This window comes from Capnocytophaga sp. G2 (assembly GCF_035282625.1).
Taxonomy (GTDB): Bacteria; Bacteroidota; Bacteroidia; order Flavobacteriales; family Flavobacteriaceae; genus Capnocytophaga.
This window is the reverse complement of record NZ_JAYKBU010000022.1, coordinates 14,530-40,905: the sequence shown is the minus strand read 5'-3', so window position 1 is coordinate 40,905 and position 26,376 is coordinate 14,530. Positions and strand designations below refer to the sequence as shown.

The window sequence follows — 26,376 nt, the reverse complement described above, 5'->3', positions numbered from 1 at the left end:
TTAAACTTTAAAAAACCTAAAGATTTGTTCTACCAAAAGGCAAGCTGAAAAATTTCACTTGGAGGTGGAATTGGCATGTGATAAAAAACGCTCTACAGCTATATGCTAATTGAATAAATTTTTGTACCTTTGCACACCATTTATTTTTAAGACAAGTGTAAAAGCTTGTTAAGTATTAATTTTCAATCTATTTATAATGAGTACAACCATTAGAGAATTAGAACCAAAAGAGGTATGGAATCGCTTTGCCGACCTCAACGGCGTACCACGTCCTTCCAAGAAAGAAGCGAAAGTAACTGCCTTCATGGTAGCATTTGGTAAGAAACTCGGTTTAGAGACACATTCTGACCATGCAGGAAATGTTATTATCCGCAAACCCGCTACTAAGGGATATGAGAACAAAAAAACTATCATTCTCCAATCTCACTTGGACATGGTATGCCAAAAAAACAATGATACCGTTTTTGATTTTGATAATCAAGGCATTGAAACTTATATAGATGGCGACTGGGTACGTGCTAAAGGGACTACCCTTGGTGCTGACAATGGTTTGGGAGTTGCTGCTATTATGGCTATTCTCGAAAGCAATACTATAGAACACCCTGCCATAGAAGCACTCTTCACTACCGATGAGGAAACAGGAATGACTGGTGCCAAAGAACTTAGTTCTGATGCTCTTAGTGGGAAAATTCTCCTTAACCTTGATACTGAAGAAGATAATGAAATAGAGATAGGTTGTGCTGGTGCTGTAGATGTCTCTGCTTATCATGACTATACAGAGGAAGCAACCCCTAATAATGTAGTAGCTTTCCAGCTAAGTATTACAGGCCTTATCGGTGGACATAGTGGACAGAATATCCATATGGGACGTGGTAATGCAAACAAAATCATGAACCGCTTGCTCTTCCAACAATATGAAAAATACGGTCTACGTCTAAGTCAATTACATGGAGGCGGCTTGCGCAATGCCATTCCTCGTGAGAGCGAAGCCCTCATAGTAGTACCTACTGAACACAAAGTAGCCTTCGAAAAAGAACTTAAAGAAAATGCCGCTATTATATTCAAAGAATTACAACCGGTAGAAGAGCATCTCTCCATCACTCTAAAGGAAGTTGCTACTCCTGCTAAAGTAATGGATGTAAAATCTCAAATAGCACTTTTCAGAGCAATTGCAGCAGCTCCTTGTGGTGTATATGCTATGAGTCGCAGCGTAGAAGGCTTAGTAGAAGCAAGTAACAATATTGCTAATGTAAAAGTAGAAAATGGTAAAATAGCCGTATTGAGCATGACTCGTTCTTCTGTGGAAAGCAGCAAGCATGATCTAGCTAGTAGCTTAGCCGCTGCCTTTGAATTGGCAGGGTATAAGATAGAGTTCTCTGGAGAATACCCCGCTTGGGAACCTAATGCTAATTCTCCTATTTTACATGTACTAACAGAAGTATATGAACGACTTTTCCATGAGAAACCTAATGTAGCAGCTATCCACGCCGGATTGGAGTGTGGTCTTTTGGGTGAACACTTCCCTCATATTGATATGATCAGTTTTGGTCCTACCATTCTCGGAGCTCACTCACCTATTGAAAGGGCAAGTATCTCCTCCGTACAGAAATTTTGGAAATATCTTTTGGAAATTCTAAAAAATACCCCTGAAAAATAAAATTAGGAAGTATTAAAAAAATACGTATCTTTGCCCAATGAATATGAAAGGAAAAGTAATAGCTATAATGCTTATTATTTCTCTTGCTTTTTCAGCTTGTGGAGAATACCAAAAAGCCTTAAAGACAGAGGATTATGAACTAAAATACAAAGTAGCTAAGTCTCTTTATGAAAAAGGAGATTATGCTCGTAGCATGCGCCTTTTGGAGAAGGTCGTGGGTTTTTATATAGGTCGCCCTCAGGGAGAAGAGGCTTTATACATGTATGCAGATAGTTATTACAAACGAAAAAAGTATTTGTTGGCAGCGTATCAGTATGAACGGTTCACTAAGAATTACCCTCGTAGTGAAAAGGCTGAACAAGTTCTCTTCCTACAAGGAAAATGTTACTTTTTGGAATCTCCAAAATATAGCTTAGACCAAGAAGGTACTTATAAGGCTCTGGATGCACTCCAAGAGTATATTGACAGATACCCAAATAGTGAAAATCTACGAGAGGCTAATAATATGGTTTTGGAACTACTTACTAAGCTCCAACGTAAGAGTTTTGAAATAGCCAAAGGATATGATAAAATTCGTGATTATCAGGCTGCTATTAAGTCATTTGATAATTTTCTAATTGAAAATCCTGGTTCTGTATTCCGTGAAGAGGCTCTGTACTATCGCTTTCATTCAGCTTATGAATTAGCAAAAAATAGTGTAAAGAGCAAAGAGAAACAGCGCTTTGAAGAAGCTAAGAATCAATATGAGAATTTCGTACGTATTTTCCCAGACTCTGACTTTAAAGGAAGGGCTGATAAAATGTATCAAGATATTTTAAAGAAAATAAGTGAATTATGATAAATTTGAAACGCATTGATGCACCGCAAAGTACCATCACCTATGATAAGAATAAAATAGACGCCCAAACGGGTAATCTCTATGAAGCTATTTCCATCATAGCCAAGCGTGCTTCGCAAATCAATGCTGAAATTAAGCGAGAATTGGAAGAAAAATTGGAAGAGTTTGCTATCAATAATGATAGTTTGGAAGAAGTTTTTGAAAATAAAGAACAAATAGAAGTTTCCAAATTCTATGAAAAACTTCCTAAACCTCAAGCTATTGCTGTAAAAGAGTGGTTGGATGGGGACATTTATTATCGTTATGCCGATGAAGAACACAACCATGAATATTCCTTCGCTTAAAGGAAAAAAGATACTTATAGGAATTACTGCTGGAATAGCAGCTTACAAGATTCCAAACCTTATACGCTTGCTTGTCAAAGAACAGGCAAGCGTTAAGGTTATTATGAGTAAAGACGCCTGTCAATTTGTAACACCTCTTACTCTCTCTGTGCTCTCTAAGAATAAAGTATATACTTCTTTTCAAACCAATGAACATGAATGGAATAGCCATGTAGAACTTGCCCAATGGGCGGATGTATTTCTTATAGCCCCCACCACTGCTAATACATTGGCTAAAATGGCAACAGGTATCTGTGATAACTTAATCTTAGCCACTTATCTCTCAGCCAAATGCCCTGTATTTTTTGCTCCTGCTATGGATCTTGATATGTACAATCATCCCTCTACTAAGCATAATATCTCTCTTTTAGAATCCTACGGAAATCATCTGATTCCTTCTGAAGAAGGAGAACTTGCCAGTGGCTTGATAGGAAAAGGACGTATGGCAGAGCCTAAGGTCATAATGGATACGCTATCTCAGTTTTTCTTTACTAAGAAGGACCTCTTCAAGGGAAAGAAAATCCTTATTACAGCAGGCCCTACTTATGAAATGATTGATCCTGTGCGCTTTATAGGAAATTTCTCCTCTGGTAAAATGGGAATAGCTTTAGCTAATATAGCCTCCTTAATGGGTGCTGAAGTCTCTTTGATATTAGGTCCCTCATCTTCACTTCCTATAATAGATAATGTAAAAGTATACCATATAGTAAGTGCTGAACAGATGTATGAAATAACTAATGAGAAGTTTGAAGAATCAGATATAGCCATATTAGCAGCTGCAGTTGCTGACTATAAACCACAAATACAAGCTCCTCAGAAAATCAAAAAGAAAACAGAAATATTCTCCTTAGAATTGACAAAAACCCAAGATATATTAGCTTCCTTAGGGAAAAGGAAAAATAAACAAATCCTTATAGGTTTTGCCCTTGAAACAGAAAATGAAATAGAAAATGCTAAAGGAAAACTCACTCATAAAAACTTAGATGCTATTGTATTAAACTCCCTCAATGACAAGGGTGCAGGATTCGGAGGAGATACCAATAAAGTAACTTTTATTACCAATAAAGGAAGAGAGATTCCTATTCCTCTGAAATCAAAAACAGAAATAGCTATAGATATTCTTACAGAAATCCACACTGAATTGATAAAATAGAGCTTCTTTCTAAATTTTATTCTATGAAAAAACTTATTATTATTTTCCTAATTCTACTCTCCCCAGTAGTTTACTCTCAAGAACTCTCTTGTAAAGTAACTATAAATACACAACGTATTAACCAGACAAATCAACGTGTATTCTCCGCATTACAAAAATCTCTACAGGAATTTATTAATAAAAACCAGTGGACTAATATAAAGGCAAGAGAGAATGAGCGTATTAACTGTTCTTTTGTTTTTACTTTCACTTCTTTTGAAAATAACAATTTCACCGCGGATATACAGATACAAGCCTCTCGTCCCGTATACGGTAGTGCCTACCCTACTCCCTTACTCAACTATCAAGAGAAAGGGGTCTCTTTCTCTTACCTTGAGAATGAGCCTATCTATTTTAATCCCAGTAGTTATACCTCTAATCTGTCCTCCTTTATTGCCTATTATGTATTGATTATTATTGGTTTAGATGCTGATACTTTTACTCCTATGGGAGGAGTTTCTTATTTTGAACAAGCTCTTTCAGTAGTACTCAATGCCCAAAGTAGCTCCGATAGTGCCTGGCAACAGAATGGTTCTAATAACCGTTGGCAAATGGCAACCGATCTCTTAGCAGAGGATTTCACTCCTTTCCACAAGGCACTATACACCTATCATCGCAAGGGATTAGATATCATGTCACAAGATGCCCAAAAAGGAAAAAATGAAATAGGAGCTGCTCTCTTAGAACTCAATCAGATTAATAACAGCCGTATCAATCGGTTTATCTCTCAGCTCTTCTTTGATGCTAAAGCCGACGAAATAGCTTTGATTCTTTCCGGTGGAAAGCCTCTAAATAAAAAAGAAGAGGTGCGTGCTGTACTCTTGAAATTGGCTCCTACGCATGCACAAGAATGGGGGCAGATAAAGTGAAAAATGAAGGAGTATGAGAACGATTTTGTTTTACTTGGGGTTGTTACTAACTATTGAAGGTTTTGCTCAGGATAAAAAAGCCTTTGTTTTCTTTGACAAGAAGGGCAAACATACTTCCTATAAGAAGCTCCTGAAAAGAAGCCAAAAAGCCGATGTAGTACTCTTTGGCGAGTATCATAACAACCCTATTGCCCACTGGTTGGAATTGGAACTTATCAAAGACCTACAACCCAATCACCCACTTATCTTAGGGGCGGAGATGCTGGAGCGAGACAACCAAGAAGCCTTAGATCACTACTTGCAGGGAGCTATTGACCAAAAGGGTTTGGACTCCTTAGCTCGCCTATGGAAAAACTATAAGACGGATTATAAGCCTCTGGTAGATTTTGCCAAGAAACACCAGTTCCCCTTTGTGGCGACCAATATTCCTCGTAAATATGCCAACCTTGTCTATAAGAAAGGGTTGCAAGCCCTTGACACGCTGCCCAGCACAGAAAAACAATGGATGGTACGCCTACCTTTTCCCTATGACGGTACACTCTCCCAATATGAGAAGATGAAAAAGATGCTAGGACACAATACGGAGAACTTCCCCATGGCACAGGCTATTAAGGACGCTACCATGGCCGAGTCTATATTAGCACACTTAAAGCCTAATACTCTCTTTGTTCATTTCAATGGAAGCTACCATTCCGACTTCTATCAAGGCATTTGGTGGTATCTCAAGCGTGAGCGACCCAACCTACGGATCTTGACCATCTCCACTACCTCCCAAGCAGCGCTTAAAAAACTGGCTAAAGAAAGCTATAACCAAGCCGATTTTATTTTAGTCGTTGATGAAGACTTATCTAATTAGATAATTTGTCAATAAGGTAAAGAGATGAGGCTTACAATCACAGCCATTTTCTTCTATAGCCCACAAGCAGTATAAAGCACAAACTTACCACTGTGTTAATTGCAAAATTAATCAGAGGAGCATGTTCTAAAAGATTTTCTCTTAATAAAGAAGTTTCCTCTTGTTCTTCAAAAGGTCGGGTAACTACAAACTCATAGAGGGTTAGCAGCAATAATCCCCCACTGAGCACAAACAAGACATTTTCATAACGCTTATTTTTATATCTTATCAAATAGAGGATATTCAACAGCAAAAGGAAAAATGCAAAAAAGATAGGCACAAGAGTCCATTCTATAAGGTTTAACTCCCAGTCATAGTACACAGGACATACACATTGGCATAGAAAGTAACCTACTGCTACGTTATAGATGATGGTACCCCATGTTATTATTTTTTCTAATAGAGTAGAAAAATCATTCTCTGTATTTCTTATTACAAAAACAATCAAGTGAAGGACTAACAAAGGAAACAAAAGTTTCATTGCTATCTCTAATTCTAAAGATATAGCAGGATATAAGTGCATAATAATTGTATTAAGGTCATTAGAACTTTCTTATTGTCTCATTTTTAACTATGTATCATTTCTATAAACATTTGTAACAGCCTCATCTATTATCCAATATAAACCTATATAGAACAAAATACTCAGAAGAATAACAAAAAAGGTTATTAAAGAAATAGTGAAATTTCGTGTTTTTTCTCTATTTCTTATTCTGGTGAATAGCTGATATATAAAAAGAGATGGAAATAAGAGATATGCAGAAACAAAAATACTTCCACAAACAAACTCTATGATGCTCTTTTGGTAAAAATCCTGATTATAGAAAAAAGTAACTATTATTATCGGTGCAAGAATCACTGATAATAAACACCAAATATTAAAATATAAAAGAAACTTTCTTCTCATTCCATTCTTTTCTTAATGATAAACAATAAAATCAATTTGTTTTCCTTCCTTACTCTCAAAGATAAAATCATTGAGATTTTTATATTATGAAAATGATATTTTAACTATTCACCTACTAAGTATTCAAATCAGGGTAATCCCAAGCGTTATAGGTATCAGTAAGGTTATCGTTCTCTTCATCTTTGCAACAGAGCCACTCCAAGCCTGCACGGCGTTCCATTATCACTTCTTCATCTATACCTGCTGGGTCTGATCCATTCACACGAGCATTGACCGCCGCCCAGTGATAGCGATAATGCAAGTCTAAGGCTTGCAATATTTCATCTATGGGGCGCAAGGTAGTATGTGCCATAAAGTCGCTAAGTCCTTCAAAACGATCCATTGTATGCATTACCAAATCACAATCACAAATCTCATTGGGAAACGATAGCTCTTCTACGATGCCTAAAGCCCAGAGCAATGTCCAAATCGACTCATATTTCCAAGCAGCATTTATAGCTTCTGCTTCGCTTACAGCACCTGCAATCACCTGTTTCTCCATAGGGGTAAGCAGGTCAAGAGCATCGTATTTGGCTGAAAGAAAATCTTGTGTCATATATACCTTATCCTCCTCAGTATATTCCTTTTTACCGATAGATAAAGCACACATGATAGAAGCAAAAGAGCAAGCAACCCGCTCAATAACTTCCTTTTTATCACGAGGGGTTACTTCCTCTGTTTCATAACGCAAGGGCAAATGCTCTATATAAGGCACACCTTGCGAGGCAAGTATGGCAATACTCTTGTTTTTGCGCTCTTGCGCAGTAATAATATTGTTATGTTCCATAAATTTTGATGTTATTTATTATGAAAGGCTTTTACAGTTAAATCGTGCAACTGCTGTGATAAATTTTCCTCCTCCAAATGCCAAATATCCTGATTGTATTCCCACTGAAAAGGTCGGTCATAAGATTTCCAAATTTCGGTAGCCTGCTTATAAACTTCTTCTATTAAAGGGGTGATTTGTAAAGCTTTCCCCACTGTATCCATCATTAGGTGCCAATTATCCAAATCAGCTGGATTATCCGTGTGAATAGACTTTTCCGCTGGAAGAAAATATACAAAATCACTCGTATTAAATGGGAAAGAAGTATGTAAAATTGCTATCTCATAGATGCTCTGTGCAATAACAGTGGGTACTTGCTCATCTGAATAATATGAATTGGAAACATACAAAAAAGGACGAAGAATACCAATCATATTCATACAAAAAGGGGCAAAGGCGTATTTTAAAATCGCTGGTGTGAATGAAGAGGGGCGAATAAAACTAATTGCACTATCTATTTCTTTTCTTCTGGCATCAACGTATTTTATTTTTTTGAGTCGCCAAGCAGGCATCAGTTCCAGTGACATTTCAATAGATTTGAGATGTTTGTCCCTTTTCTCTATAGGAAAATTCTTCAGTTCTGCGATTCTGACAACAGCCTCTTTCCAAAAAGGGATTAATGTTTTTATCCACTGAAAGTGTCGCAGATAAATCGTATCAAGGTCTTCTTTTTCAAGTACACTTCTTATTTCAGTAAGTTTTACCATATCTCAAAGTCAACATTCAAAAGTCTTTAGTAAAGGATTTTTTTGTTTTAGTATTTATAATTTACTTTCCCAAAAGCAATAGGCTGAGGGTTCTGCACCACCCAAACGGTCGTTAATTCACACAAGCGTTGGGTACCTGTACCATCGTCTTCTAAGATGTGCTTTTGAATATCGGCTACTTCGGTAAGTTCTGCTTCGGTAAGTGGATTACCCTGAGTCAAGTAACCGCTAATGGTTGTGATCATCTTGCGGTATTCCTTATCCCAGTTGCTCATTGCGTTACGCAAAAGTTCATCATTCACTCTACCTGCAATACGCACTACCTCACCCTGCACAGTGGATGCACTGCCTTTGCTAGATATCAAAAGTATCCAAGCCTGCTCGTAACGCTCTTCCCACGTATCGCCTGCCAGTACAATAGGCAATTTGCCATCATGCTGTATGCGACGTGGTACAGGAGGCACATCAAAGAGTATGTATAGTTCTTGGAGGGAAGCATCTGCTTCTTCTAACCATTCAGAATCAGTATCAGCACGGCGAAATTCAAAATCTTCACCTATGATAGTGAGTCGTTCTCTAGCATATTCAGTAGGCTTCAATCCTGCGTTCAAATAAATTTTGATAGCCTTGAGAGCTTGAGGCAGATAGCCTCCGCCGTTATGAGTGTACGCTCTATCACATTGTGCCCCCATATTATCTTTGGCATTGATATCTGCCCCTTGAGCAATCAGCCAGTCCATTAGCTCCAGCGGAATCTTATAAAAAGAAAGCGCAGGGGTCTTGAACGAACGACGGTCGTAAGCGTTTAACTCACATTCGTTGAACACCGCTTCAAGTGCGTCTAAATCTTTGGCTTCTAACAGTTCGTTGAAGTTGGCGGGAAGGGTTTTCTTTTTCTTGGTCATCTCTTTGAGTGAAAAATGAATAGTGAAAAATCATGGGGACAAAGATAGTAAAAATAGTAACAAATGACAAATGACTGATTCTACTGTGTTATTAGTTACTTGTCGCTTGTCGTTAGTCACTAACTACCTGTCCATACGTACAATTCTCGGCTGAAAAGTACCAATAATGTCCACCAAATCACTTTGGGAAGCCATTACCGTTTCTATGTTTTTATAAGCCATAGGGGCTTCTTCGGCATTGCCACCAATAAGAGTAATATCCTTGATTTTGAGGGCTTTTTTGATGTCGGAGGAGGTAAAGCGGCTGCGGCTCTCATTACGCGAGAAAGCACGTCCTGCGCCATGCGATGCTGAATCGAAACTCTCGGCATTGCCCTTACCCCGCACAATATAACCAGCATCGGTCATAGAGGCAGGGATTATACCCAATATGCCCTCCCCTGCTGGAGTAGCACCTTTGCGGTGTACGATCACCTCCTTACCATCGTGAATTTCCTTCCATGCAAAATTGTGGTGGTTCTCTATACGCGCTCTGAGGCGACCGCCAACGGCTCGGATAAGCCTACGATGAATGTCCTCATGACAAGCCGAAGCGTAATCGCCAGCAAGGTTCATAGCCGTCCAATACTCTAACCCTAAGTGGGTAGAGAGGTCGAGCCATCCAAACTGTTGGGCTTCTTTCGGGAGCGGACACTGTTCGGCAGCTACTCGCACATAATACTGAGCAATTTCTGCACCAAAGCCACGCGACCCACTATGAGAAAGTATACCGAGATATTTTCCTTTGGGCAAACCTATCTGCGGATCGTCGGCTAAGAGTTCTACCTCGCCAAACTCCACAAAGTGGTTGCCACTGCCCGAAGTACCCATCTGCTTGATTGCCTTGTCTTTCAATCGCTTGAGGATAGGAATCAGTAAAAAAGTATCGCGGTCGAAAATCTCGTGCTCTACATGCGACTTATGATGTTCGTACATACCAAACTTGGTGTGCTCCATAAGGGCTTTCTCGTACTTATCACGTGCCCCTGAGAGGTAGGACACAGGGATATCCAAGATACTAAGGCACATACGGCAACCAATGTCCAAGCCTACCCCATAAGGAATCACAGCATTCTCTACCGCCAGCACGCCCCCTATAGGCAAGCCATAGCCACTATGTGCATCGGGCATCAAGGCTCCCCCTACCGAAATAGGGAGCTTGAGCGCTGTATAGAGTTGCGTTTTAGCCTCTTCAGTGATGTCATCGCCAAAGATATGATAAGGCGCTCGTGAGGCATTGAGCTGTCGTTTTTCGGTTTTGGTAGATGAAAGCAGCGCTTCGGCTATCTGACCAAAAGTAAGATGCCCCTCGTACTGCACAGGATTTTTTAAAATATCTTCAAGTACCGACTTTACATAAGCGGTATTCTTAGTAGCGAAATTGCGCTTCATCACTTCTAACGCTACATTAATAGATTGATTATTCGGGAAGCCTAACTTGAGGAGGTCTTTCCCTTTGAGTTTTAAATTTGCCATTTTTTTTAGGTGTTAGGGCTTAGGTATTTGCTAAGCGAATTACCATTGTTAATGGGCGAATTGCCATTCGCCCCTACAGAGGCGTTTGGCAGCAGCACGTTCTTTCTTATAGCTCTTTTCTACATAAGTGCTTTTAAAATCAGTGCCTTTGAAAGTGCGCACAGGGTTGCCTCGTTGCACTTGGGTGTGATTGTTCCAATGGCTCTGCGCTTGCTCGGCAAGTTGCTGGAGCTCCACCTCAGCGAGCTTTTCCTTGAGGCGGGTAAGGGCGAGTTTCTTATTGTCTAATTGCGAACGCGAATCCTGTGCCAATACGCTGATACCCGTAGGCAGATGGGTAGCGCGTACGGCCGAATTTACCTTGTTTACATTCTGTCCGCCATTGCCTTGCGAACGAGTAGTTTGGAACTGTACATCGCGCTCGGAGAAAGGCTGTCGTTGCAGTTGGTCAAGCTCAAAAACGCCTATATACCAATTGCTGCGCTGGTGGAACTTACGAAAAGTGCTCTTGCCTACCCAGCACACTGTGCCGAGCCAAGTTTTCAAAAAAGCGGCTAACTCCTTGCCCTTGAGTTGCACCGTAACCGATTTTACAGTGAGGTTGGCATCGCCTTCCTCACGGCTGAGAATAGTATAGCTGATGCCCGCTTGGGTGGCTTCTTGCAAAAAGACTTTCAGCACTTTGGCCACTACCCATTGGCATTCTAAAGGACCGCGCCCTGCGGTGATTTGTATGATTTTTTCTTGCATTTTCTTTGTTTTTTTGTAAATCAGACAAGTCTGACGGGCAGACTGTTCAGATAAGGGTTAAATATTGACCTCTAAGAGGAAATCAGCGATTTCTATTGCTGAGGTGTGATACCTAAGAGCAACTACTTCTTTTAGCGGGGTGCGTTTGTACTTTTCCTTAGGCGTATAGCGCTTCTCGTATTGCTTCCACGAATAACTGCCTCCATAGATTTTATGCCTGATAATACCCCTGTTCTTATAATCTTCTGTGACCTTCTCCAAGTCGGCAAGTTCTCGCTCTATGGCTACATCTATAGGGCGGTAGTGTGTAATCATATAGGGTCTTACTCGCAGCTCAAAACGCCATTGGTCTATAAACTCATAATAAGTTTCAAAACGCTTAGAACGATGACAGTAGCATTCTACTTTGCCAAAAAGTGCCTGCTCTCGTGGTGTAAATCTGCCTTTGCGGCACCGCTCTTCCCACTCCCATTGACTGAAAGAGCGCAGTTCTTGTTTTAGAGGTATATAGGTACGCTTTCCTCTACGCTTTTTCTTCTTTTGAAACTTGCGATTATCAGCATACTGATAGGTATTGATTTTCCTCAACAAATCTTCAAAAAACTCACCTGACTTACTGCGTTTCACATCTTCACAGACAACAAAGAAACGCACATAACCCCTTTGGTAGGGTTCGTCAAGAGGAACAAGAGGCAGTTCACGACGTTGTTTTAAGAGCACGTCTTGTCGTTTGTTGCAAGCGCGCAAGTACTTTTCATGGTCGGTTCGAGCAATACGCTTACGAGAACGCAGATTGCGGAGGCGAGTTCCTCCTTCGGATGTAATATATAGATTTCCCATCTCAATTGACAATTAATAATTAACAAATTGCTTCGGGAAATGTCGTAGTATGACAAGCGATTTTCCTCTCCTTTGGAGAGGACTGAGGTAAGGAAAAAGCCCGAAGCAGTCGCTTCGGGCTTTTCTATATATTATACTATTATTCTAATCAAGCGGATACGCCACGAAGCATTACCTTGTGCAAAGGTAATTCTATGGTAATATGTAACTTGATATAGGTCATTTCTTCAAAAGTTTTAGAAGGTTAAACAATAGTTGTTTAAAATCGGTGGCAAAGATAATGATTAATATTCAATGATTAACGATTAATAACAAATAATTAACAGTTTTACCCGTGAGTCAATCAGTAAATTAGTAAATTTGACAATGAGCTAATTTACTAATTTTATCCCTACTGAGAAATAGAATGCAGGACTATAGCTTTGTTTGGACGTCCCTTCCAAAGTTTGTGTAAAGAAAGTATTAAACTTCCGCTCCTTGTAGATGCTCATACGCATAAGGTCTATCCCCACAACCAAAGGGATATATAGGTATTTGCCTACCTTAAAATCAGGTTGTAGACCAATGATACTATGCTGGGTGAAGAAGACAGCTTTTTTGCCCTCCTTTCTCAAGAAAGCGGCATAGATAGAAGCGTCGGCTAAGAGATGCAGTGAAAAGACGTCATTAAAATGATAGCCTATAGCCCCCTTTCCTCCTTCTAAGAAATTACCTTTAGCCCATCCTGTCCATCGCTCCCCTTGATATTCTACAAAAGCAGTAGGAAAAATCATGGGATAACTCAAGAGGGTATTGACGAGCGTTCCTGCCCCTATTTGCAAATGTTGGTTCTGATGCCAGATAAAAAGCAAGGCTCCATTGGCTACTACATTTTCCCCTATTGCAATGGACGAGAGTCGGTTTTCAGTCGTATATATTCCTATCCCTATGGCCGTAAGTAATGACCAACGGGTACCTAATGGGCGCAGATGCAACACATTAGCACTAAGGTTCATCGTCTGATAAGGTAGTAACTCGGTAGGGTGCATCTGTTGGAAAACCATATTGCCTCCCACAACCCAAACACTAATACGCTTATAGGGATCCTTAGCAAGTGAATCAAGACGTATGGGCACCTGTAGGGAGAGTTCCTCCCTCACAAGCTCTCCCTTGCCCAATATATCCGTTTTAAAAGAAACCTGAGCAGAGGCAGAGAAAAAGTAAAAGGTAAAAAGTAAAAGATATTTCTTCATCTAATTGTTAATCGTTAATTGTTATAAATTCCATACTCTTCTTTCTTCACTTTTCACTTTTATGACTTCTCTAATATCTTTCCTTTTGGAGTAGGCCATAGGTTGCGCATAACCAAGACGTAGAAGTATTTGGGGGTAAGCATGAGCTATGGGAAGATTTTCTCTCAGTGTAGCACTGATTTCAGGCACTTCACATGGCTGGTTAAGGTAAGCATGAGCGATTCCCTCCTGAGTGAGCAAGAGTAAAAAGCGTTCAAGAGTGCGGCCTATCTGTATCCAAGTGAGAATATCGTTCTTCTCGGTGGTCAGCAGCACCATGTGCGAAGAGGATTGTATCTTCTTTAGGTCGGTCTTGTTCTGCGTCTTAGCCTTGAGGCTCGCCTTTACAATAGGTTCGGTGACCCAACGAGGTAGGTTAGGTGCCCCCAATACTGCATAGCTCAGCCCATCATGGGTACTCTCAGCGTGTTTCTTATTAAAACGAATCCATGAGAGGAGTTCGCTTTTGAAAGCAGGGTCTCCCATCTGCACGGTATTGCCTTGTAGTACCGCTTGGGTGAGGGTCTCAAAAGGTGGAGTATCCTTGGCAAAGGTATAGAGTTTTACTTGCCTCTCGGTAGAAGCCTGTCCTTGATAGACCCTTTCTATAAGTCTTTGCAATAGTATAGGGTCTATTTGTCGGTTTTCATAGACAGAGCGGTTAGTTTGCCGTTTGTCAATCATAGCTGCTAAAGGGTCAGAGACAACCGTATTGGACTTATGGAGTCCTACGGTGATAACTCCTTCTTCGCTAAGGATTACCTCAGTCTGGTAATGCAGTTCGGTAGCCTTCGTACAGAGGTTCTCTAAGGCACAACCCAAGCTAATAAAAAGTTCGCGGTGCTGGCTATCCACTGCAGGGAGCGCCTTGTCCAAATTCGGAGAGATCACAATGCTATGAGTCGTAGTCTCAAACCACCAAGGCTGAGAGTTATGACCTGAAGGCGCCTGAGTAGCTGCCTTGATAAGGGTCATGAAATCAGAATCTTGAGCGCGTCCCTTAAGGGCAACCAGCGCCATCATAAGAGTAATAGATAACATTTTGAAGTTCATTTTATTTGTATTTGTTTTTCATGGCAAAATAACGGCGAAAAACCATAGAAAAAATGAACTTGGGTTAATAAAATGAGAATACTCAAAAAATCCGTTTCCGTATTCTACTAAGCGCCTGAGGGGTAATGCCTATATAAGAAGCGATATATTTCAGCGGAATATTCTGAATAAGCTTAGGATCTTTCTCCAATAGGGTACGGTAGATTTCTTCGGGGGATTGTAGCAGAAATTGGGCTTCTCGTTGCATTTTCTCAATAAGCAAATGTTCTAATATATCGGCTTTTATTTGGAGATACTCCTGTTTCTGTATCAGGTGCTCAAGGTGTTCGCGACCTATCTTATAGGCAGTAACATCCTTAAGGGCTTCAATAGAAAGCAATGAGGGTTCTTGCTTGACAAAAGAGGCATAAGAGAGGCAAAAGGTCTCTGGGAACAATATATCCACAGTAGTCTCCTTGTCGGTCATGGAATTATAATAAAAGAAACGTACAATCCCTTCGCTAAGGTAATACAAATAGTTTTCTACCTTGCCTGCACAGGTCAAGAGTGCTCCCTTAGTGAAGTGTACTTCGGTAAAATACTGGCTGAGAAAATCAAAATTAAACGGCATTTCTTAATAATGGGTAACAATAACAAAAATACATTTATTTTTTCAAATTACTATCCATTTCTCTTCTTTTTTATCCATCAAGCATAGAAGAAATAAACATTTGGTCTCAAGCCCTCTTTTGTTCATCTTTGGCATTTTAAACAAATATTAGGTGTGTCCTCAAGTCATCATTCTAAGTTATCTATTGAACAAAGAAAACAAGAAATTATAAATGACAGTTCTCGGATAAATCCAGACATGTTAAGAAATTTTAATAATTATCCTATTTGAATAATTAAGTTCCCTCTTCTTATTTTTTACGCCATGGATGATAAAATAGCCTCTTATGAAAGAATGAAAGATGTAATTTTCAGATTTCCAAACTGTACTTTCATTACATTTGAAACAGTTGGTCATTTATTAGTGGGACATGAATAAGAGCTTGAAAAAAGCTTAAACAAGTTTATTAAGCATACCATTAAATATCAATGCAATATTGAAGAATCTTCGTTAGCCTATACTCTTCACTAATTACCGCTTTACTGAGGACATACTATGTAATTTCCTTCTTGTTCTACAATTGTATAGCCTTTTTCTAATATCAAGTTCCAACTCTTACTTTGCGCACGGTTCCCATTGATTTCGATAGGAGCCTCCACTGTGACTGTTCTCCAGTCAGAGCTAATAAGGGCTCCCCCTGTAACAGAAAGGACACCCCATACATCTGTAATTCGAATCTGAGGGTAAACCGTTCCTGCCCCTTCTAAAGGAATTACATTACGAGGATCAAAGGAGAGTTTCATTTTTTGAAAAGTAATTCTCAGATGTGGACGGTCAATGAGTTTTGCACGGTAGTGTGTAAGAAGTTGCTGCCGTTGCTGTTCCCTTATTTTTTCCTGTTCAGTAATTTTGACTCCATTATAAATATTAACCCATTTATTTAGGAATTTAGAGAAGTTTTCCGGTAGAGTAATATTAAAAAACTTAATGAAGTAATCTGTAAGATTGGTTTCATTAGTAATATCCTTATTCCAATATTTCTTTTCTTTGAAGGCAAAATAGCCGTATATAGGGATCGTAGTATAAGCAAATGAGCGAACAAAGGTAGGATTTTTTTCAAAATTTTCAATTCGTACCTTAAAATAATTCCCTACTGATGGGTTATTCTGAAATCCAGCAACTGTAAGTCCTGTATATTCTGCCAATCCTTCATTCTTTTCCATGACATTTTCATCCTCAACTGCTTTTGGAAAAAGTTGATACCTATAAGTCCGAAAGGCAAGTGCATACATAAGATGCTTCCTTTGCTCCTTAAGTGTTTTAGCAAAAAGAGCTTTCTTAAGAGCTTCCAGTTCCAACCTTAGATAGATTCTTCCCTCTTGAGTATCAAGGTGAGCATTATCCCTTTCTTCATTGATGAAATGTAATTGAGGTTGTAGCCTATGAAATAATTCATGAGCTAATAACGTAATTCGTTCTTCCTTTTTATCAGGTAAGGGAAGCATTACCATTGCCCATTCTTTACCACCCCATTTCATAGCAGTATTAGCTATATTAATTTCAGTAGGGAGTGTGCCTATATACAGTCCCTTCGTTGGTTGGAGACACCCTTCTTTGTCCGGTTCATTGGCATATACTATACGTGTTTTGGGATCAACAAAAAGAAGTCCTCCATAGAGTTCTTTGTCCCATAAATCAGTATGCTTTGTAGTAGCTTCTCGTAATTCTTGTAAAATAGATACAAGATTATCAATATAAATATCCTGTGAAAAAGCTTTTGTAATAATTGATAAAAAGAAATACAAAAAAAAGAAAATTATTTTTTTCATAAAAAGATACTTCTCATAGTATATGGCAAAGATACAAAATAGTTTTCAAAATAGAAGACCTTTTTAAAAGTTTTTCATAACAATACAGAGCTTATTTATAAATCAAAATTACATTAAATCATCAATATTTTTAGCTATTTTTGGAGTGGGCTCCTTTTTTATAAACCACATTTGACAAGTAGTCCCTGTAGCAAAGGTAGTGGGACGTACAAATTGTAAACCATGTTTATCGGACTTAATACCTTTTATCCAACCACAATCTATCTGACAAATGATCGATTGCAAAAAAGGATATCCAAGAACTTTCAATACTTCATGAAATAGACAACTCTTAATTTGTAAGACATAACCGAAAGCATCATCTATACGGTGTACAAAGGTGAAACTCTTACCAAAATAGTTTTGTTCTCGTGTTTTGGATATTTGAACAATAGTTTCAAAAGGATCCTCAGAGGCTGTTAAAAAGGCTTCTGTGTTCTGTTCCATAAAAGGAGCAATTGGTTCATTTACAGCAATACACACATAGTGAAAGGCTTCCTTTTCGGAGTAATGGAATTCTATAAAAGCCTCATATAAGGCTACTGTCAAAACTGCAAATTGTACATTTCCTTTGTCTAATTCATTACAAATAAGAGGAGCTACTTTCTCCAAAGAGACAACAAAATTACTTTCAAATACAATTAAGAACTCTTCAAACTGTGAAGCATCTATCCATTGCTTTGTCCTTATATATACCAACGCTTTGTCCTTTATCCACTGATAAGCATCCAGTGGTCTAAAACGATATTGTTCTTCTTGATTCATATTCGTATTATCTTTACGAATACAAAATTAGTATATATGACACAAAAAAAAGTTGCTTTTTGGCAACTTCATTTTCTTATTTAAAAGATTTAAGGCGGCTGATAGAGTATTTGGTCATTCCTAACATTGTAGCAAGGTCTTTCTGCTTAACCTTTTGTATAAAAGCAGGGAAACTGAATAAGGCTTCATAGCGGTTTTTAGCTGGTTGAGTTTGAAAAAGCTCAATCGTTTTCATTAGCTGTAATATGATTTGCTGTTGATTTAGCAAGAAGAACTGTTGCCACCAAGAGCAGTTCTGCAGCAATTCATTCATCCTTTGCTCATGTATTTTTAACACCTCTGTATCTTCGAGAGCTACAATAATATAACGAGAGGGCAAATGAGTCATATAGCTATTAAACTCAGTAAAAAAGTAATCTTCAAAAGCTATCCAACTGGTGAACTCCTCTCCTTCCTCATAAAAGAATATCCTAAGTGTACCCTTATTTATGAAATAATAATGCTGACATACTTGTCCCCAATCCAGCAATAAAGTATCTTTAGCAAGATTTTCTTTTTGAAAAACTTTTGAGATTACCCCAACATCTATGGGTACTTGCGGTATTACTTTTTCTATATAGGTGATAAGTTTTTCCATACAATGAAAAAGAGACTGTCCTTATCAGACAGCCTCCTTATTATATTAATAAACCCACATATCCTGTTCTCTATCGCGGATACGCTCCTTAATACGCTCTGCTTCTAAGAGTTGGTATAAAGCATTATCAGGAAGATATTTCTTAATTTCCCTATCTCCATACACGTTATCTTCCTTATAGATAACCCCTACAAAACGCCGTGCATTAAGCAAGTGGTCAAAGGAGATACGATTTGCAGAATTCAACTGGTTAAATACCCTTGCATTATGCAAAATATTTCTTGCAGAAGGATACCATACCCAGAAAAGCTCTACTAAGTTGGATTGTGCATCATCAGTTCCCAAAACACTTACATCAGGAGCTACTGGAGCAATTCCAAGTAAGCGATATTTGAGTTCTCCTTGACGCTTATCAAAGTACCATAAGCCTTTGATACGGTACTGTACAATGTCTCTTGAGGTAAGGTCGGTACGTACAATGTATTCGGGAGGTAAGGGTTTTCCTTGATTAAGGATCTCATACCCAGCATCCAATGTATCTGCTTTAGAAAGACTATACTTAAGGTCATCGTAGCTTCTTTTTTCAGTAAAATAAGAATCTACATAAGTTTCTGTAAGTCTTTTTTCTTTCATCGCTCTAAGAAGTACATCATATAAGGAGCGACGATCTGCACCAATTTCCATCGTATCAATAGGGAATAGCAGTGGGAAATTGGCTCTTTCTTCCAAGTCAACGAGTTCCCATGTAGTAGTAGACCACATAATATCTCGATCATCTACATATCCATAAGGAAGAGGAACATCATTATCTGATTCCTGTTGAGCTGCGGTTTTCGCACCTATCTCAGAAGGTACCTTTGCATTTAGAATGTTCACCTGTGCAAAAGTAGTTGAGGATACTATCCACACAAAAGATAGCGCAAGGACTTTTTTTAGTGCTTGTTTCATAATCGTTTAATTTATTACAATATTTCAATAGATACAGGTGTAGCAGGTTTAGGTGTTCCACTATATCCAGATACAGAGTAACGAATTTCAGAAATTTGAATGATATCTCCTTTCTTTGCTCTATTAACAGCCGCTGCTGCTGCTGCACTAGCACTTACTCTATTTCCTTGTACCACTACACTAGGCTGTCCAGGTACCAAAATACGGAATGAATTCACTCTTGTAGTAAGGTCAAAATCAAAATCATTGAACATTACTGTAAGTTCTCCAGCCAATACATTAGATTTTCCTAACTTAACAGCTCCTGTAGTACGCAATATAGCTCCTTCAGGTTTAGGAATATCTTTCACACGGAATTTCTTAGAGGAAGAAAACTTTTGTCCATCAAAAGTACCTGTAACTACAATATTAACTTCTGCAGAACCTGCATTTGGTTTCATAATATAATTAGGTCCGCTTTTACGAGAGAGTCCTGGAGCTGAAGCTGTTACTTGACTATCTGGAACCCCTGGCATTGAGATAGTCATTGGGTTCACTACACCTCGGTATACCACGTTCATCTTATCTGCAGAAATTACTGCTTCATTAGGTCTTGGAATAGTCGTGAATGTCTGAGACACTTCCACAGGAGTTTCTACACCATCTTGTTCATAGTAAAGAGTACCTGCTATTTTGTGCTCTCCTATATTTCCTGTACTTACTTTCAATTTTATCTTTCCTTCAACTACCTCTACTTGAGAATCTGAAAGAGGTCGTCCATCCAAAGTAAGTTCTACTTTCTTAGGTTTGGTGGAATTATCCTTACGTCCTAGAACGATAGCTCCGTCAAACTCTTGATTGGTATAGTAAGCCCCTCTTGATTGTTCCAACAGGGTAGTATAGTGTTTCATGGAAAGTTCATCCTTCATTTTTTCTCCTAACATTGCCTTATAGAAATCTTGCTCTGTTTGGCGAACGTCGGATTGAATTTGAGAGAACTTTGTAACGGCTGCAATATATGGGAATCCTTCATAGTTATACTGTACCCAACCAAGTTCATTTCCGTCACGATTCTTTACTCTATTATTAGTACCTGTACTAAAACGTTCTTCAATGATAGCCTTAAGCTCATCATCTTTTGACCCCAATAGGCTCACCAATTCATTGCGATAATTATTAATATTATCTAAGAATTTTTGTCCTTCAGGTTTTAATCCTTCTGTCTTAAAGAACATGCCATCTAAGAAGTCAGATTGATCCATTATTTGGTAATCTGTTTTATTGACTGTTTGGGACATCACTTTTTCCTTGAGCTCGCCCAAATAAGCATAATATTCATTAGATAGTTCCCTCACCCTACGTGATTTCTCTAAGGCTTCCTTATACTCGTCGGGTTTTTCTTGTTCCTTTCTCTCTAACTCTGCGAAAGCGGCTTCATTAGTGGATTCATAGCGTTGGTTTGCGGCTTGTAACTTTTCATTCATAAGTCCAAAAGCACTTAACACTTCTTTCCCCATATTGAGAGCCATCATCGCGATGAAAACCAGATACATCAGGTTAATCATCTTCTGTCGTGGTGAATTCGCTGCTGCCATTTCTAAATTTTTTTAATGATTATTAACTAATTTAGAATTATTTTGCACTGCCCATTGCAGAAAGCATACCACCATACACTGTGTTGAGAGATCTCAAATGTTCTTTAAATGAATTAACTTGTGCATTCAATGAATTAAGGTTATCCACCATACCTTCTTGTGCATTTACTTGAAGTTCAGTTCTTTCCAATTGGATACGATAAAGAGAGTTCAAAGCCTCTAATTGAACAGCAGCTGTAGTAAGTTCTTCTCCATATTTACGAGTAGATGCAACTGCATCAGCTGCAGGTCCAATATTCTTAGCTGCTCCTTCAAAATTACGAATACTAACTGCCAATGAGTTCATTAAGTTAGCATCCACATGAGCTTCTCTTAGAATATCATCTAATTTTTGAGATAATGATTCTTTTATCATTTGTGTTTCTTGTTCAGTTCTTTGACTTCCCAACTGTGGTGCACCATTAAAATTAAGTTGTTTAGGTTCTCCACCTGCAAGTTCTGGGAATACTAAAGACCAATCATATCCTGCATCTACAGGTTCAAAAGCAGAGATTGCAAAGATAATTGCCTCTGTAATAAGCCCTACTGCCAAGAGAGTTCCTCCTCCTACTTTAACACCTCCTAAAGGAAGTTCCCAGTGAAGAATTTTGAAAAGAGCCCCAAGGATTACTACAGAAGCTCCAAGTCCATAAACCATGTTTATGATTTTTTTTGATGACCTTGTTGAATTTGCCATTTTTTTACTTTTTAATTATACTTCGATTATTTATTAACTTTTAATTTTTCTTATCTCATATTGGTAAGATTTCCTTTTTTGGAATCTACTCTTTGCACTCCCATAAAACTTTGTACTGTACGGAAACCTATGTAGCTACGTGCTGAATCTTGATATTCATAATCACGAGTAGCTACTTGTGTATAGAAAGCCACATCTTTCCAAGAACCTCCACGAATTACCTTTCTCTTATTCTGTTGGTCATTTACATTAGGGTTCATTGAGGACATATATTCATAAGAATTAGAATCATAAGAGGTATTTGTCCATTCAGAAACGTTACCTGCCATATTATAAAGATTGTACCCATTAGGATGGTAGGATTTTGCCTCCACTGTATAGAGGGCATTATCAGCCGCATAGTCCCCACGAGAAGGCTTAAAGTTAGCCATAAAGCATGCTTTACTATCGGTAGTATAGGGACCTCCCCAAGGATAAGTTGCTCCCTCTAAACCTCCACGAGCAGCAAACTCCCACTCTGCTTCTGTTGGCAAACGGAATGCATTCACATCCTTTTTCTTCTTTGCTTTCTGGAAAGAGTTCTTATATAGTGTACGCCATTCACAGAAAGCTTTTGCCTGTCTCCAGGATACACCCACTACAGGATATTCACTATAAGCATAGTGCCAAAAATAATCATTGTGCATAGGCTCATTATAGGAATAATTAAAGTCCTTAATCCATACTGTAGTATCTGGATAAATCTTTACAATTTCTTCCTTTATAAAGTCCTTACGACCTTTCTTATGAGAACGAGCTGCTGCTTCAATATCCATCCACTGATACTTAAAAACAAGCTTATCTACATCCAGTGGGCGCCTACCATTATAAGTTTCCTCAATAGGCACATACATGGAATCCATTACCTCTACATAATGTTCATCTGGATATTTTTCCTTATCCCATATAAGCTTAACCTTTCTATTAATTTTACGAGTTTCAGGATTATCCTTATCGCCATAATTCTCATACATGTACTTATCATAAGCATTGAGCTTTTCTTGCTCTGTATCCAAGAAAGCATATTTACCTATCCCTTCTCCTCCAGCTGACTGACCGCTTTCTTCTGCCATAATAGCTAACTTACGACGTACAATGGAATCACGTACCCAATTCACAAACTGGCGATACTCTCCATTAGTAATTTCAGTATCATCCATATAGAAGGGGCTTACTGTTACAGTTTTGGTGGTAGCATCTTCTGTATGAGCCTTATCATAGTCAGAACTTCCCATTACGAAAGCACCTCCCGGAACCAAAGCCATTCCATAAGGTTTTGGCTGCTTCCAATGTCCTCCTTTCACTCCTACAAGTTCTCCTCGGTCACTACCTCCACCACAGGCCACCAATAGATAACCTATTACAACAAGTACTGCTTTTTTAAGTTTCAATATCATAATCTACAATATTATTTTCAGGGGTCAAATGTACTTACTTTTTATTTATCCAGTGCAATTTTATAAAAATAATTTTACTTTTTATCCTTTCCTGTAAATTTTCCTAAAAACAAATAACTGATAATGCCCTTATTTCCAGTTTCTTATAAAGGCATCTAAGGATATATTTTCTTTAAAAAAGTTATTAACACTTTTTTTGTTAATCCTAAATTTCACTTTTTTTAACAAGCCTAATAGGAATTATAAGAAAATAAAAACTCACACCAAGGTTTTATACATTTGACACTCTCTGAGATGTTTAATTTTTCACGATTAAGTTATATACAAATGATTTTTTAATTATCTTTCTATCTAAATTCCAAAATCACATCCTCTATATAAGTAATGTAATCTTTTCCTTGTTCATTGAGGAATTGTCCAAAATATTTTTCACCAGCTTCAATACCTCCTGCTTGCTCTACTTGTAATATTTTTTGATACAAAGGAGCTATATATTTTTCTATTGTCTGGGAAGGAACAGAGGTTCTTCTCGCCATATAATTAATAATTTGCCCGCTAGGATCTCGAATAATATCAAAATCAGTAATTACCCAATAATATTCTCCTGATTTTGCCATATTTTTAACAATTGCATGAAAATTAATTCCTTTCTGAATATTATCCCAAAGAATTTTGAAGATAGTTTTGGGCATATCTGGATGACGAATTATACTATGTGGCTTACCTACCAATTCTGCTTCTGAATAACCACATACGTCTACAAATACTTGATTTACATACTCTATAGTACCTTTCGCATCGGTCTTACTCATAATAGTCTTGGTTTTATCCCAAGCAACTTCTTTATCAACTGGTGTACTCATACGTCTAACTATTTATTCGGGGCAAAGATATAAAAATATTTTTAGAAACAAATAAAAAAAGAAATATTTTTATTTTTTTTTCATAAAAACTTATTAACCATTTTTTTTATTTAACTTATTACCTAACATGTAAATAGGAATTTATATTTCTCTGTTATCAACAATTTTCTATTCTAATATCTAAAAATAAATCCTAAAAAATATATTTTTTACAGAAGATTATGAATATAATCATAATATTTTTGTCTTAATTTAGTAGCACTATTCTTAAAACTCCCTTTAGGACTCATATCATTATAATACTGAAAAGAGACTACTTTTTTTAACTTAGTCGTATTAAAAGCTATTGAAATCTGTTGGAAGATACGATCAAAATCGGCTGGTGGAGTGAGCCCTCTTTCATCACGAGGGTACTTAAAAGTCTCTATATCAGCCCAAAATTCTCCCTTATAAGAGGAATCTTTTCCATAAAGCCCCTTTTCAGCACTTTGATAATATATTGCGAGCTTATCAAGGGTTACATGCTCCACCCCTACTCCGTCTTGTAACATAATAATTTGTAAGTTACTCTTGCTAAGTTCCCTCATAAAGTGTTGCAAATCATTTGGAGAAGAGAGTTTGCTATTCCAAAAGGCAGCAATAGAAACAGGCTTATTATTTATTTGATGTAACCTATCCGAAATTCGGTTCACAAAATAATCCTTAAATAACTTTACTTTTTCAACTGTATTATAAGCATTTGGTTCAGGTTCATGAGGAATATACCAACCTTTAAAAGCTGTATTACTATTGAATAGTGTATTTATTTCCTCTGCAATGAAAATACAATTATCTGCTTGTTGTTTTAACCATTCTACATCTGTCTGATGATTCCAATAAGTATCATCAAAATACAATCCTATATATACATCTATCTGCTTTTTTTGAGCAGCTTCCATTAGGTAAGTAAGAGAATTACTCTTCTTATTCTGAGCAAAAGTATTTGCTGAATTGAACCAAGTAATATTATTACTGCTATTCTTAAAAGCTACAAATTGTATTATCGCTGTGGTGATTCCCATTTCCCTCATTTCCTCAAAATGCTCTTCCCATTGAGCTGTTGTCCAATCTCCTTTTGACCAAAAATCAACAAATGTACCTGTAATTTTCTTTATTTCTTTTTTAGGAGGTATTTCATTATTCTGCGAGCCATCCCTCTCACAAGCTGAGAGAATGATCAAAGAAAATAACATTATATATAATAGGTATATTCTACTCCTTTTCATCTTTACCAATAATTTCTAAATGAAGTGCAAAATTACAATATATTTACATAATTCCAAATAATTTACTTAAATAAAAAAACCTCCCTCATAATTATTCAAGGGAAGTTCTTATCTTATTAAAAGAAAGGAATATCTAAATCTCAATAGAGATTCTCTATAACTACACAGCTCCAATATTAATAATAACCAGAAGAGAGCCCAGAGAATCTTAAATAGTCCTATTAAATAATAATCTATGAAAATAATATTGTTTGAAATATTTTATGTAGTAATCCGCTGTCCTTCAAACTTATTAGCTTTAATGGAAGAGAGATCAAAATTCTGGAAACTTTTCATATAGTTAGTGATAGAAGTTCCATTAGCATCAGCAAACGAATTCTTTCCTTTGGACTTGAAGAAAGATTTCACACTATTGGCACCTACTAAATGAGCTGCTGCTAAGATACCTGATTCTGTGATGAATACACCTGCTACTTTCTTCCCAGCAAAAGTATTAATTTCATGTTGTAGTTTCCATTTGTTATGAGCCAGACTCATATAGAATACATCTTCTTGCAAAGAGGGATTCTTTAAGAAATCTGCTTCAGAAATACCATAAAATTTTAAAGCTGATTTCCCAAATTGGTATTTCCCTATATGTCCATAAGGATTGGTAATAAAGTAGTTATTACGTGACTCTCGGTATCCCATCTTTTCTTTGAAACCGACAAAATCATTGTTATCATTAATAAGGACAGAAGTATTGGCTAAATTAATGAAGTTCTGATATACCCCTACTTGTTTTGGAGTATCTACTCTTAGGCTTGCATGCAAATCATCTCTTGTGCCTAAAGTAGGAGTTAATAAAATAGTAATTAAAGCAGTTATTCCCAGTGAAAAGAGTAAATCTCTCACCAGATTAAGATACGTTTTTTTGTCTCTAAGCATTTTCTGTTTTTTCTTTAAGACTTATCTCTTTCTTTTAAAAAAGGAAAGAGTGCTTAAAATTCCACGAGGCAAAAGTACGCTTTATCTATAAAAAGTCAATATCTCTGATTAAAGTTTAGTT

26 protein-coding genes are annotated in these 26,376 nt (G+C 37.6%); 6 read left to right on the top strand and 20 right to left on the bottom strand.

Annotation, left to right across the window (positions count from 1 at the left end; genetic code table 11):
• The first annotated feature begins 196 nt into the window (after nucleotides 1-196).
• The 6 genes from VJJ03_RS10945 to VJJ03_RS10920 are packed head-to-tail and all read left to right on the top strand — an operon-like array spanning nucleotide 197 to nucleotide 5,795.
• Nucleotides 197-1,657: an aminoacyl-histidine dipeptidase gene (locus VJJ03_RS10945; RefSeq protein WP_009401246.1), complete on the top strand. Its 1,461-nt coding sequence runs from the start codon at nucleotides 197-199 to the stop codon at nucleotides 1,655-1,657.
• 37 nt (nucleotides 1,658-1,694) lie between these two features.
• Entirely contained in the window at nucleotides 1,695-2,495 is an 801-nt protein-coding gene (locus VJJ03_RS10940) for an outer membrane protein assembly factor BamD (protein ID WP_009401247.1), read from the top strand.
• The gene (locus VJJ03_RS10935; RefSeq protein WP_009401248.1) at nucleotides 2,492-2,839 is read left to right on the top strand and encodes a DNA-directed RNA polymerase subunit omega; all 348 of its coding nucleotides are present in this window, start codon (nucleotides 2,492-2,494) and stop codon (nucleotides 2,837-2,839) included. Before VJJ03_RS10940 ends, VJJ03_RS10935 begins: the two co-directional genes overlap by 4 nt.
• A complete protein-coding gene (gene coaBC, locus VJJ03_RS10930) occupies nucleotides 2,820-4,031 on the top strand; it encodes a bifunctional phosphopantothenoylcysteine decarboxylase/phosphopantothenate--cysteine ligase CoaBC (RefSeq protein WP_009401249.1) in 1,212 nt (403 codons plus the stop codon). The genes VJJ03_RS10935 and coaBC overlap by 20 nt, the downstream gene beginning before the upstream one ends.
• A gap of 23 nt (nucleotides 4,032-4,054) precedes the next feature.
• A complete protein-coding gene (locus VJJ03_RS10925) occupies nucleotides 4,055-4,939 on the top strand; it encodes a DUF4835 family protein (RefSeq protein ID WP_323975599.1) in 885 nt (294 codons plus the stop codon).
• Nucleotides 4,940-4,952: 13 nt separating this feature from the next.
• Nucleotides 4,953-5,795, top strand: coding sequence for a ChaN family lipoprotein (locus VJJ03_RS10920; RefSeq protein ID WP_323975597.1), 843 nt, complete (start codon nucleotides 4,953-4,955; stop codon nucleotides 5,793-5,795).
• A gap of 37 nt (nucleotides 5,796-5,832) precedes the next feature.
• Here the strand turns inward: VJJ03_RS10920 and VJJ03_RS10915 are convergent, their stop codons facing one another.
• The 20 genes from VJJ03_RS10915 to VJJ03_RS10820 all read right to left on the bottom strand — a co-directional run bounded on the left by VJJ03_RS10915 (nucleotide 5,833) and on the right by VJJ03_RS10820 (nucleotide 26,255).
• The gene (locus tag VJJ03_RS10915) at nucleotides 5,833-6,357 is read right to left on the bottom strand and encodes a hypothetical protein (RefSeq protein WP_323975596.1); all 525 of its coding nucleotides are present in this window, start codon (nucleotides 6,355-6,357) and stop codon (nucleotides 5,833-5,835) included.
• Nucleotides 6,358-6,856: 499 nt separating this feature from the next.
• On the bottom strand, nucleotides 6,857-7,567 hold the full coding sequence (locus VJJ03_RS10910) for a DUF4272 domain-containing protein (protein WP_323975594.1): 711 nt from the start codon (nucleotides 7,565-7,567) through the stop codon (nucleotides 6,857-6,859).
• Between the two features lie 11 nt (nucleotides 7,568-7,578).
• A complete protein-coding gene (locus tag VJJ03_RS10905) occupies nucleotides 7,579-8,313 on the bottom strand; it encodes a hypothetical protein (RefSeq protein WP_323975592.1) in 735 nt (244 codons plus the stop codon).
• 47 nt (nucleotides 8,314-8,360) lie between these two features.
• Entirely contained in the window at nucleotides 8,361-9,218 is an 858-nt protein-coding gene (locus VJJ03_RS10900) for an ankyrin repeat domain-containing protein (protein WP_323975590.1), read from the bottom strand.
• A gap of 123 nt (nucleotides 9,219-9,341) precedes the next feature.
• Nucleotides 9,342-10,733 (bottom strand): RtcB family protein, encoded by a 1,392-nt coding sequence (locus VJJ03_RS10895; protein WP_323975588.1) that lies wholly within the window; start codon nucleotides 10,731-10,733, stop codon nucleotides 9,342-9,344.
• A gap of 48 nt (nucleotides 10,734-10,781) precedes the next feature.
• A complete protein-coding gene (prfH, locus tag VJJ03_RS10890) occupies nucleotides 10,782-11,483 on the bottom strand; it encodes a peptide chain release factor H (protein ID WP_323975586.1) in 702 nt (233 codons plus the stop codon).
• A 57-nt stretch (nucleotides 11,484-11,540) separates the two neighbouring features.
• On the bottom strand, nucleotides 11,541-12,323 hold the full coding sequence (locus tag VJJ03_RS10885; RefSeq protein WP_323975584.1) for a hypothetical protein: 783 nt from the start codon (nucleotides 12,321-12,323) through the stop codon (nucleotides 11,541-11,543).
• A gap of 371 nt (nucleotides 12,324-12,694) precedes the next feature.
• Complete coding sequence (locus VJJ03_RS10880; RefSeq protein ID WP_323975582.1) at nucleotides 12,695-13,555, bottom strand: DUF6268 family outer membrane beta-barrel protein; 861 nt, start codon at nucleotides 13,553-13,555, stop codon at nucleotides 12,695-12,697.
• A gap of 21 nt (nucleotides 13,556-13,576) precedes the next feature.
• Nucleotides 13,577-14,647, bottom strand: coding sequence for an Acg family FMN-binding oxidoreductase (locus VJJ03_RS10875; RefSeq protein WP_323975580.1), 1,071 nt, complete (start codon nucleotides 14,645-14,647; stop codon nucleotides 13,577-13,579).
• A gap of 82 nt (nucleotides 14,648-14,729) precedes the next feature.
• A complete protein-coding gene (locus VJJ03_RS10870; protein ID WP_009401262.1) occupies nucleotides 14,730-15,257 on the bottom strand; it encodes a Crp/Fnr family transcriptional regulator in 528 nt (175 codons plus the stop codon).
• Between the two features lie 518 nt (nucleotides 15,258-15,775).
• Nucleotides 15,776-17,065, bottom strand: coding sequence for a hypothetical protein (locus tag VJJ03_RS10865; RefSeq protein ID WP_323975578.1), 1,290 nt, complete (start codon nucleotides 17,063-17,065; stop codon nucleotides 15,776-15,778).
• Between the two features lie 108 nt (nucleotides 17,066-17,173).
• The gene (locus VJJ03_RS10860; protein ID WP_009401265.1) at nucleotides 17,174-17,869 is read right to left on the bottom strand and encodes an L-2-amino-thiazoline-4-carboxylic acid hydrolase; all 696 of its coding nucleotides are present in this window, start codon (nucleotides 17,867-17,869) and stop codon (nucleotides 17,174-17,176) included.
• Nucleotides 17,870-17,945: 76 nt separating this feature from the next.
• Entirely contained in the window at nucleotides 17,946-18,506 is a 561-nt protein-coding gene (locus tag VJJ03_RS10855; protein WP_009744514.1) for a Crp/Fnr family transcriptional regulator, read from the bottom strand.
• A 45-nt stretch (nucleotides 18,507-18,551) separates the two neighbouring features.
• The gene (gene gldN, locus VJJ03_RS10850; RefSeq protein WP_009744515.1) at nucleotides 18,552-19,454 is read right to left on the bottom strand and encodes a gliding motility protein GldN; all 903 of its coding nucleotides are present in this window, start codon (nucleotides 19,452-19,454) and stop codon (nucleotides 18,552-18,554) included.
• A 14-nt stretch (nucleotides 19,455-19,468) separates the two neighbouring features.
• Entirely contained in the window at nucleotides 19,469-21,028 is a 1,560-nt protein-coding gene (gene gldM, locus VJJ03_RS10845; protein WP_009744516.1) for a gliding motility protein GldM, read from the bottom strand.
• Between the two features lie 37 nt (nucleotides 21,029-21,065).
• On the bottom strand, nucleotides 21,066-21,764 hold the full coding sequence (gldL, locus tag VJJ03_RS10840; protein ID WP_009744517.1) for a gliding motility protein GldL: 699 nt from the start codon (nucleotides 21,762-21,764) through the stop codon (nucleotides 21,066-21,068).
• A 50-nt stretch (nucleotides 21,765-21,814) separates the two neighbouring features.
• Nucleotides 21,815-23,200: a gliding motility lipoprotein GldK gene (gene gldK / locus VJJ03_RS10835; RefSeq protein ID WP_009744518.1), complete on the bottom strand. Its 1,386-nt coding sequence runs from the start codon at nucleotides 23,198-23,200 to the stop codon at nucleotides 21,815-21,817.
• A 347-nt stretch (nucleotides 23,201-23,547) separates the two neighbouring features.
• Nucleotides 23,548-24,063: a PAS domain-containing protein gene (locus tag VJJ03_RS10830; RefSeq protein WP_009744519.1), complete on the bottom strand. Its 516-nt coding sequence runs from the start codon at nucleotides 24,061-24,063 to the stop codon at nucleotides 23,548-23,550.
• 209 nt (nucleotides 24,064-24,272) lie between these two features.
• Nucleotides 24,273-25,295: a DUF4434 domain-containing protein gene (locus tag VJJ03_RS10825; protein ID WP_009744520.1), complete on the bottom strand. Its 1,023-nt coding sequence runs from the start codon at nucleotides 25,293-25,295 to the stop codon at nucleotides 24,273-24,275.
• Between the two features lie 294 nt (nucleotides 25,296-25,589).
• On the bottom strand, nucleotides 25,590-26,255 hold the full coding sequence (locus tag VJJ03_RS10820) for a hypothetical protein (protein ID WP_009744521.1): 666 nt from the start codon (nucleotides 26,253-26,255) through the stop codon (nucleotides 25,590-25,592).
• Nucleotides 26,256-26,376: the final 121 nt, after the last annotated feature.

Coding starts and splice junctions, on each gene's coding strand:
- gldK (WP_009744518.1), bottom strand. CDS start 23,200: ATGATATTGAAACTTAAAAAAGCAGTACTTGTTGTAATAGGTTATCTA.
- VJJ03_RS10925 (WP_323975599.1), top strand. CDS start 4,055: ATGAAAAAACTTATTATTATTTTCCTAATTCTACTCTCCCCAGTAGTT.
- VJJ03_RS10875 (WP_323975580.1), bottom strand. CDS start 14,647: ATGAACTTCAAAATGTTATCTATTACTCTTATGATGGCGCTGGTTGCC.
- VJJ03_RS10910 (WP_323975594.1), bottom strand. CDS start 7,567: ATGGAACATAACAATATTATTACTGCGCAAGAGCGCAAAAACAAGAGT.
- VJJ03_RS10860 (WP_009401265.1), bottom strand. CDS start 17,869: ATGAATCAAGAAGAACAATATCGTTTTAGACCACTGGATGCTTATCAG.
- VJJ03_RS10870 (WP_009401262.1), bottom strand. CDS start 15,257: ATGCCGTTTAATTTTGATTTTCTCAGCCAGTATTTTACCGAAGTACAC.
- VJJ03_RS10915 (WP_323975596.1), bottom strand. CDS start 6,357: ATGCACTTATATCCTGCTATATCTTTAGAATTAGAGATAGCAATGAAA.
- VJJ03_RS10905 (WP_323975592.1), bottom strand. CDS start 8,313: ATGGTAAAACTTACTGAAATAAGAAGTGTACTTGAAAAAGAAGACCTT.
- coaBC (WP_009401249.1), top strand. CDS start 2,820: ATGAATATTCCTTCGCTTAAAGGAAAAAAGATACTTATAGGAATTACT.
- VJJ03_RS10895 (WP_323975588.1), bottom strand. CDS start 10,733: ATGGCAAATTTAAAACTCAAAGGGAAAGACCTCCTCAAGTTAGGCTTC.
- VJJ03_RS10940 (WP_009401247.1), top strand. CDS start 1,695: ATGAATATGAAAGGAAAAGTAATAGCTATAATGCTTATTATTTCTCTT.
- VJJ03_RS10880 (WP_323975582.1), bottom strand. CDS start 13,555: ATGAAGAAATATCTTTTACTTTTTACCTTTTACTTTTTCTCTGCCTCT.
- VJJ03_RS10865 (WP_323975578.1), bottom strand. CDS start 17,065: ATGAAAAAAATAATTTTCTTTTTTTTGTATTTCTTTTTATCAATTATT.
- gldN (WP_009744515.1), bottom strand. CDS start 19,454: ATGAAACAAGCACTAAAAAAAGTCCTTGCGCTATCTTTTGTGTGGATA.
- VJJ03_RS10825 (WP_009744520.1), bottom strand. CDS start 25,295: ATGTTATTTTCTTTGATCATTCTCTCAGCTTGTGAGAGGGATGGCTCG.
- VJJ03_RS10920 (WP_323975597.1), top strand. CDS start 4,953: ATGAGAACGATTTTGTTTTACTTGGGGTTGTTACTAACTATTGAAGGT.
- prfH (WP_323975586.1), bottom strand. CDS start 11,483: ATGCAAGAAAAAATCATACAAATCACCGCAGGGCGCGGTCCTTTAGAA.
- VJJ03_RS10885 (WP_323975584.1), bottom strand. CDS start 12,323: ATGGGAAATCTATATATTACATCCGAAGGAGGAACTCGCCTCCGCAAT.
- VJJ03_RS10830 (WP_009744519.1), bottom strand. CDS start 24,063: ATGAGTACACCAGTTGATAAAGAAGTTGCTTGGGATAAAACCAAGACT.
- VJJ03_RS10820 (WP_009744521.1), bottom strand. CDS start 26,255: ATGCTTAGAGACAAAAAAACGTATCTTAATCTGGTGAGAGATTTACTC.
- VJJ03_RS10935 (WP_009401248.1), top strand. CDS start 2,492: ATGATAAATTTGAAACGCATTGATGCACCGCAAAGTACCATCACCTAT.
- VJJ03_RS10945 (WP_009401246.1), top strand. CDS start 197: ATGAGTACAACCATTAGAGAATTAGAACCAAAAGAGGTATGGAATCGC.
- VJJ03_RS10855 (WP_009744514.1), bottom strand. CDS start 18,506: ATGGAAAAACTTATCACCTATATAGAAAAAGTAATACCGCAAGTACCC.
- gldL (WP_009744517.1), bottom strand. CDS start 21,764: ATGGCAAATTCAACAAGGTCATCAAAAAAAATCATAAACATGGTTTAT.
- VJJ03_RS10900 (WP_323975590.1), bottom strand. CDS start 9,218: ATGACCAAGAAAAAGAAAACCCTTCCCGCCAACTTCAACGAACTGTTA.
- gldM (WP_009744516.1), bottom strand. CDS start 21,028: ATGGCAGCAGCGAATTCACCACGACAGAAGATGATTAACCTGATGTAT.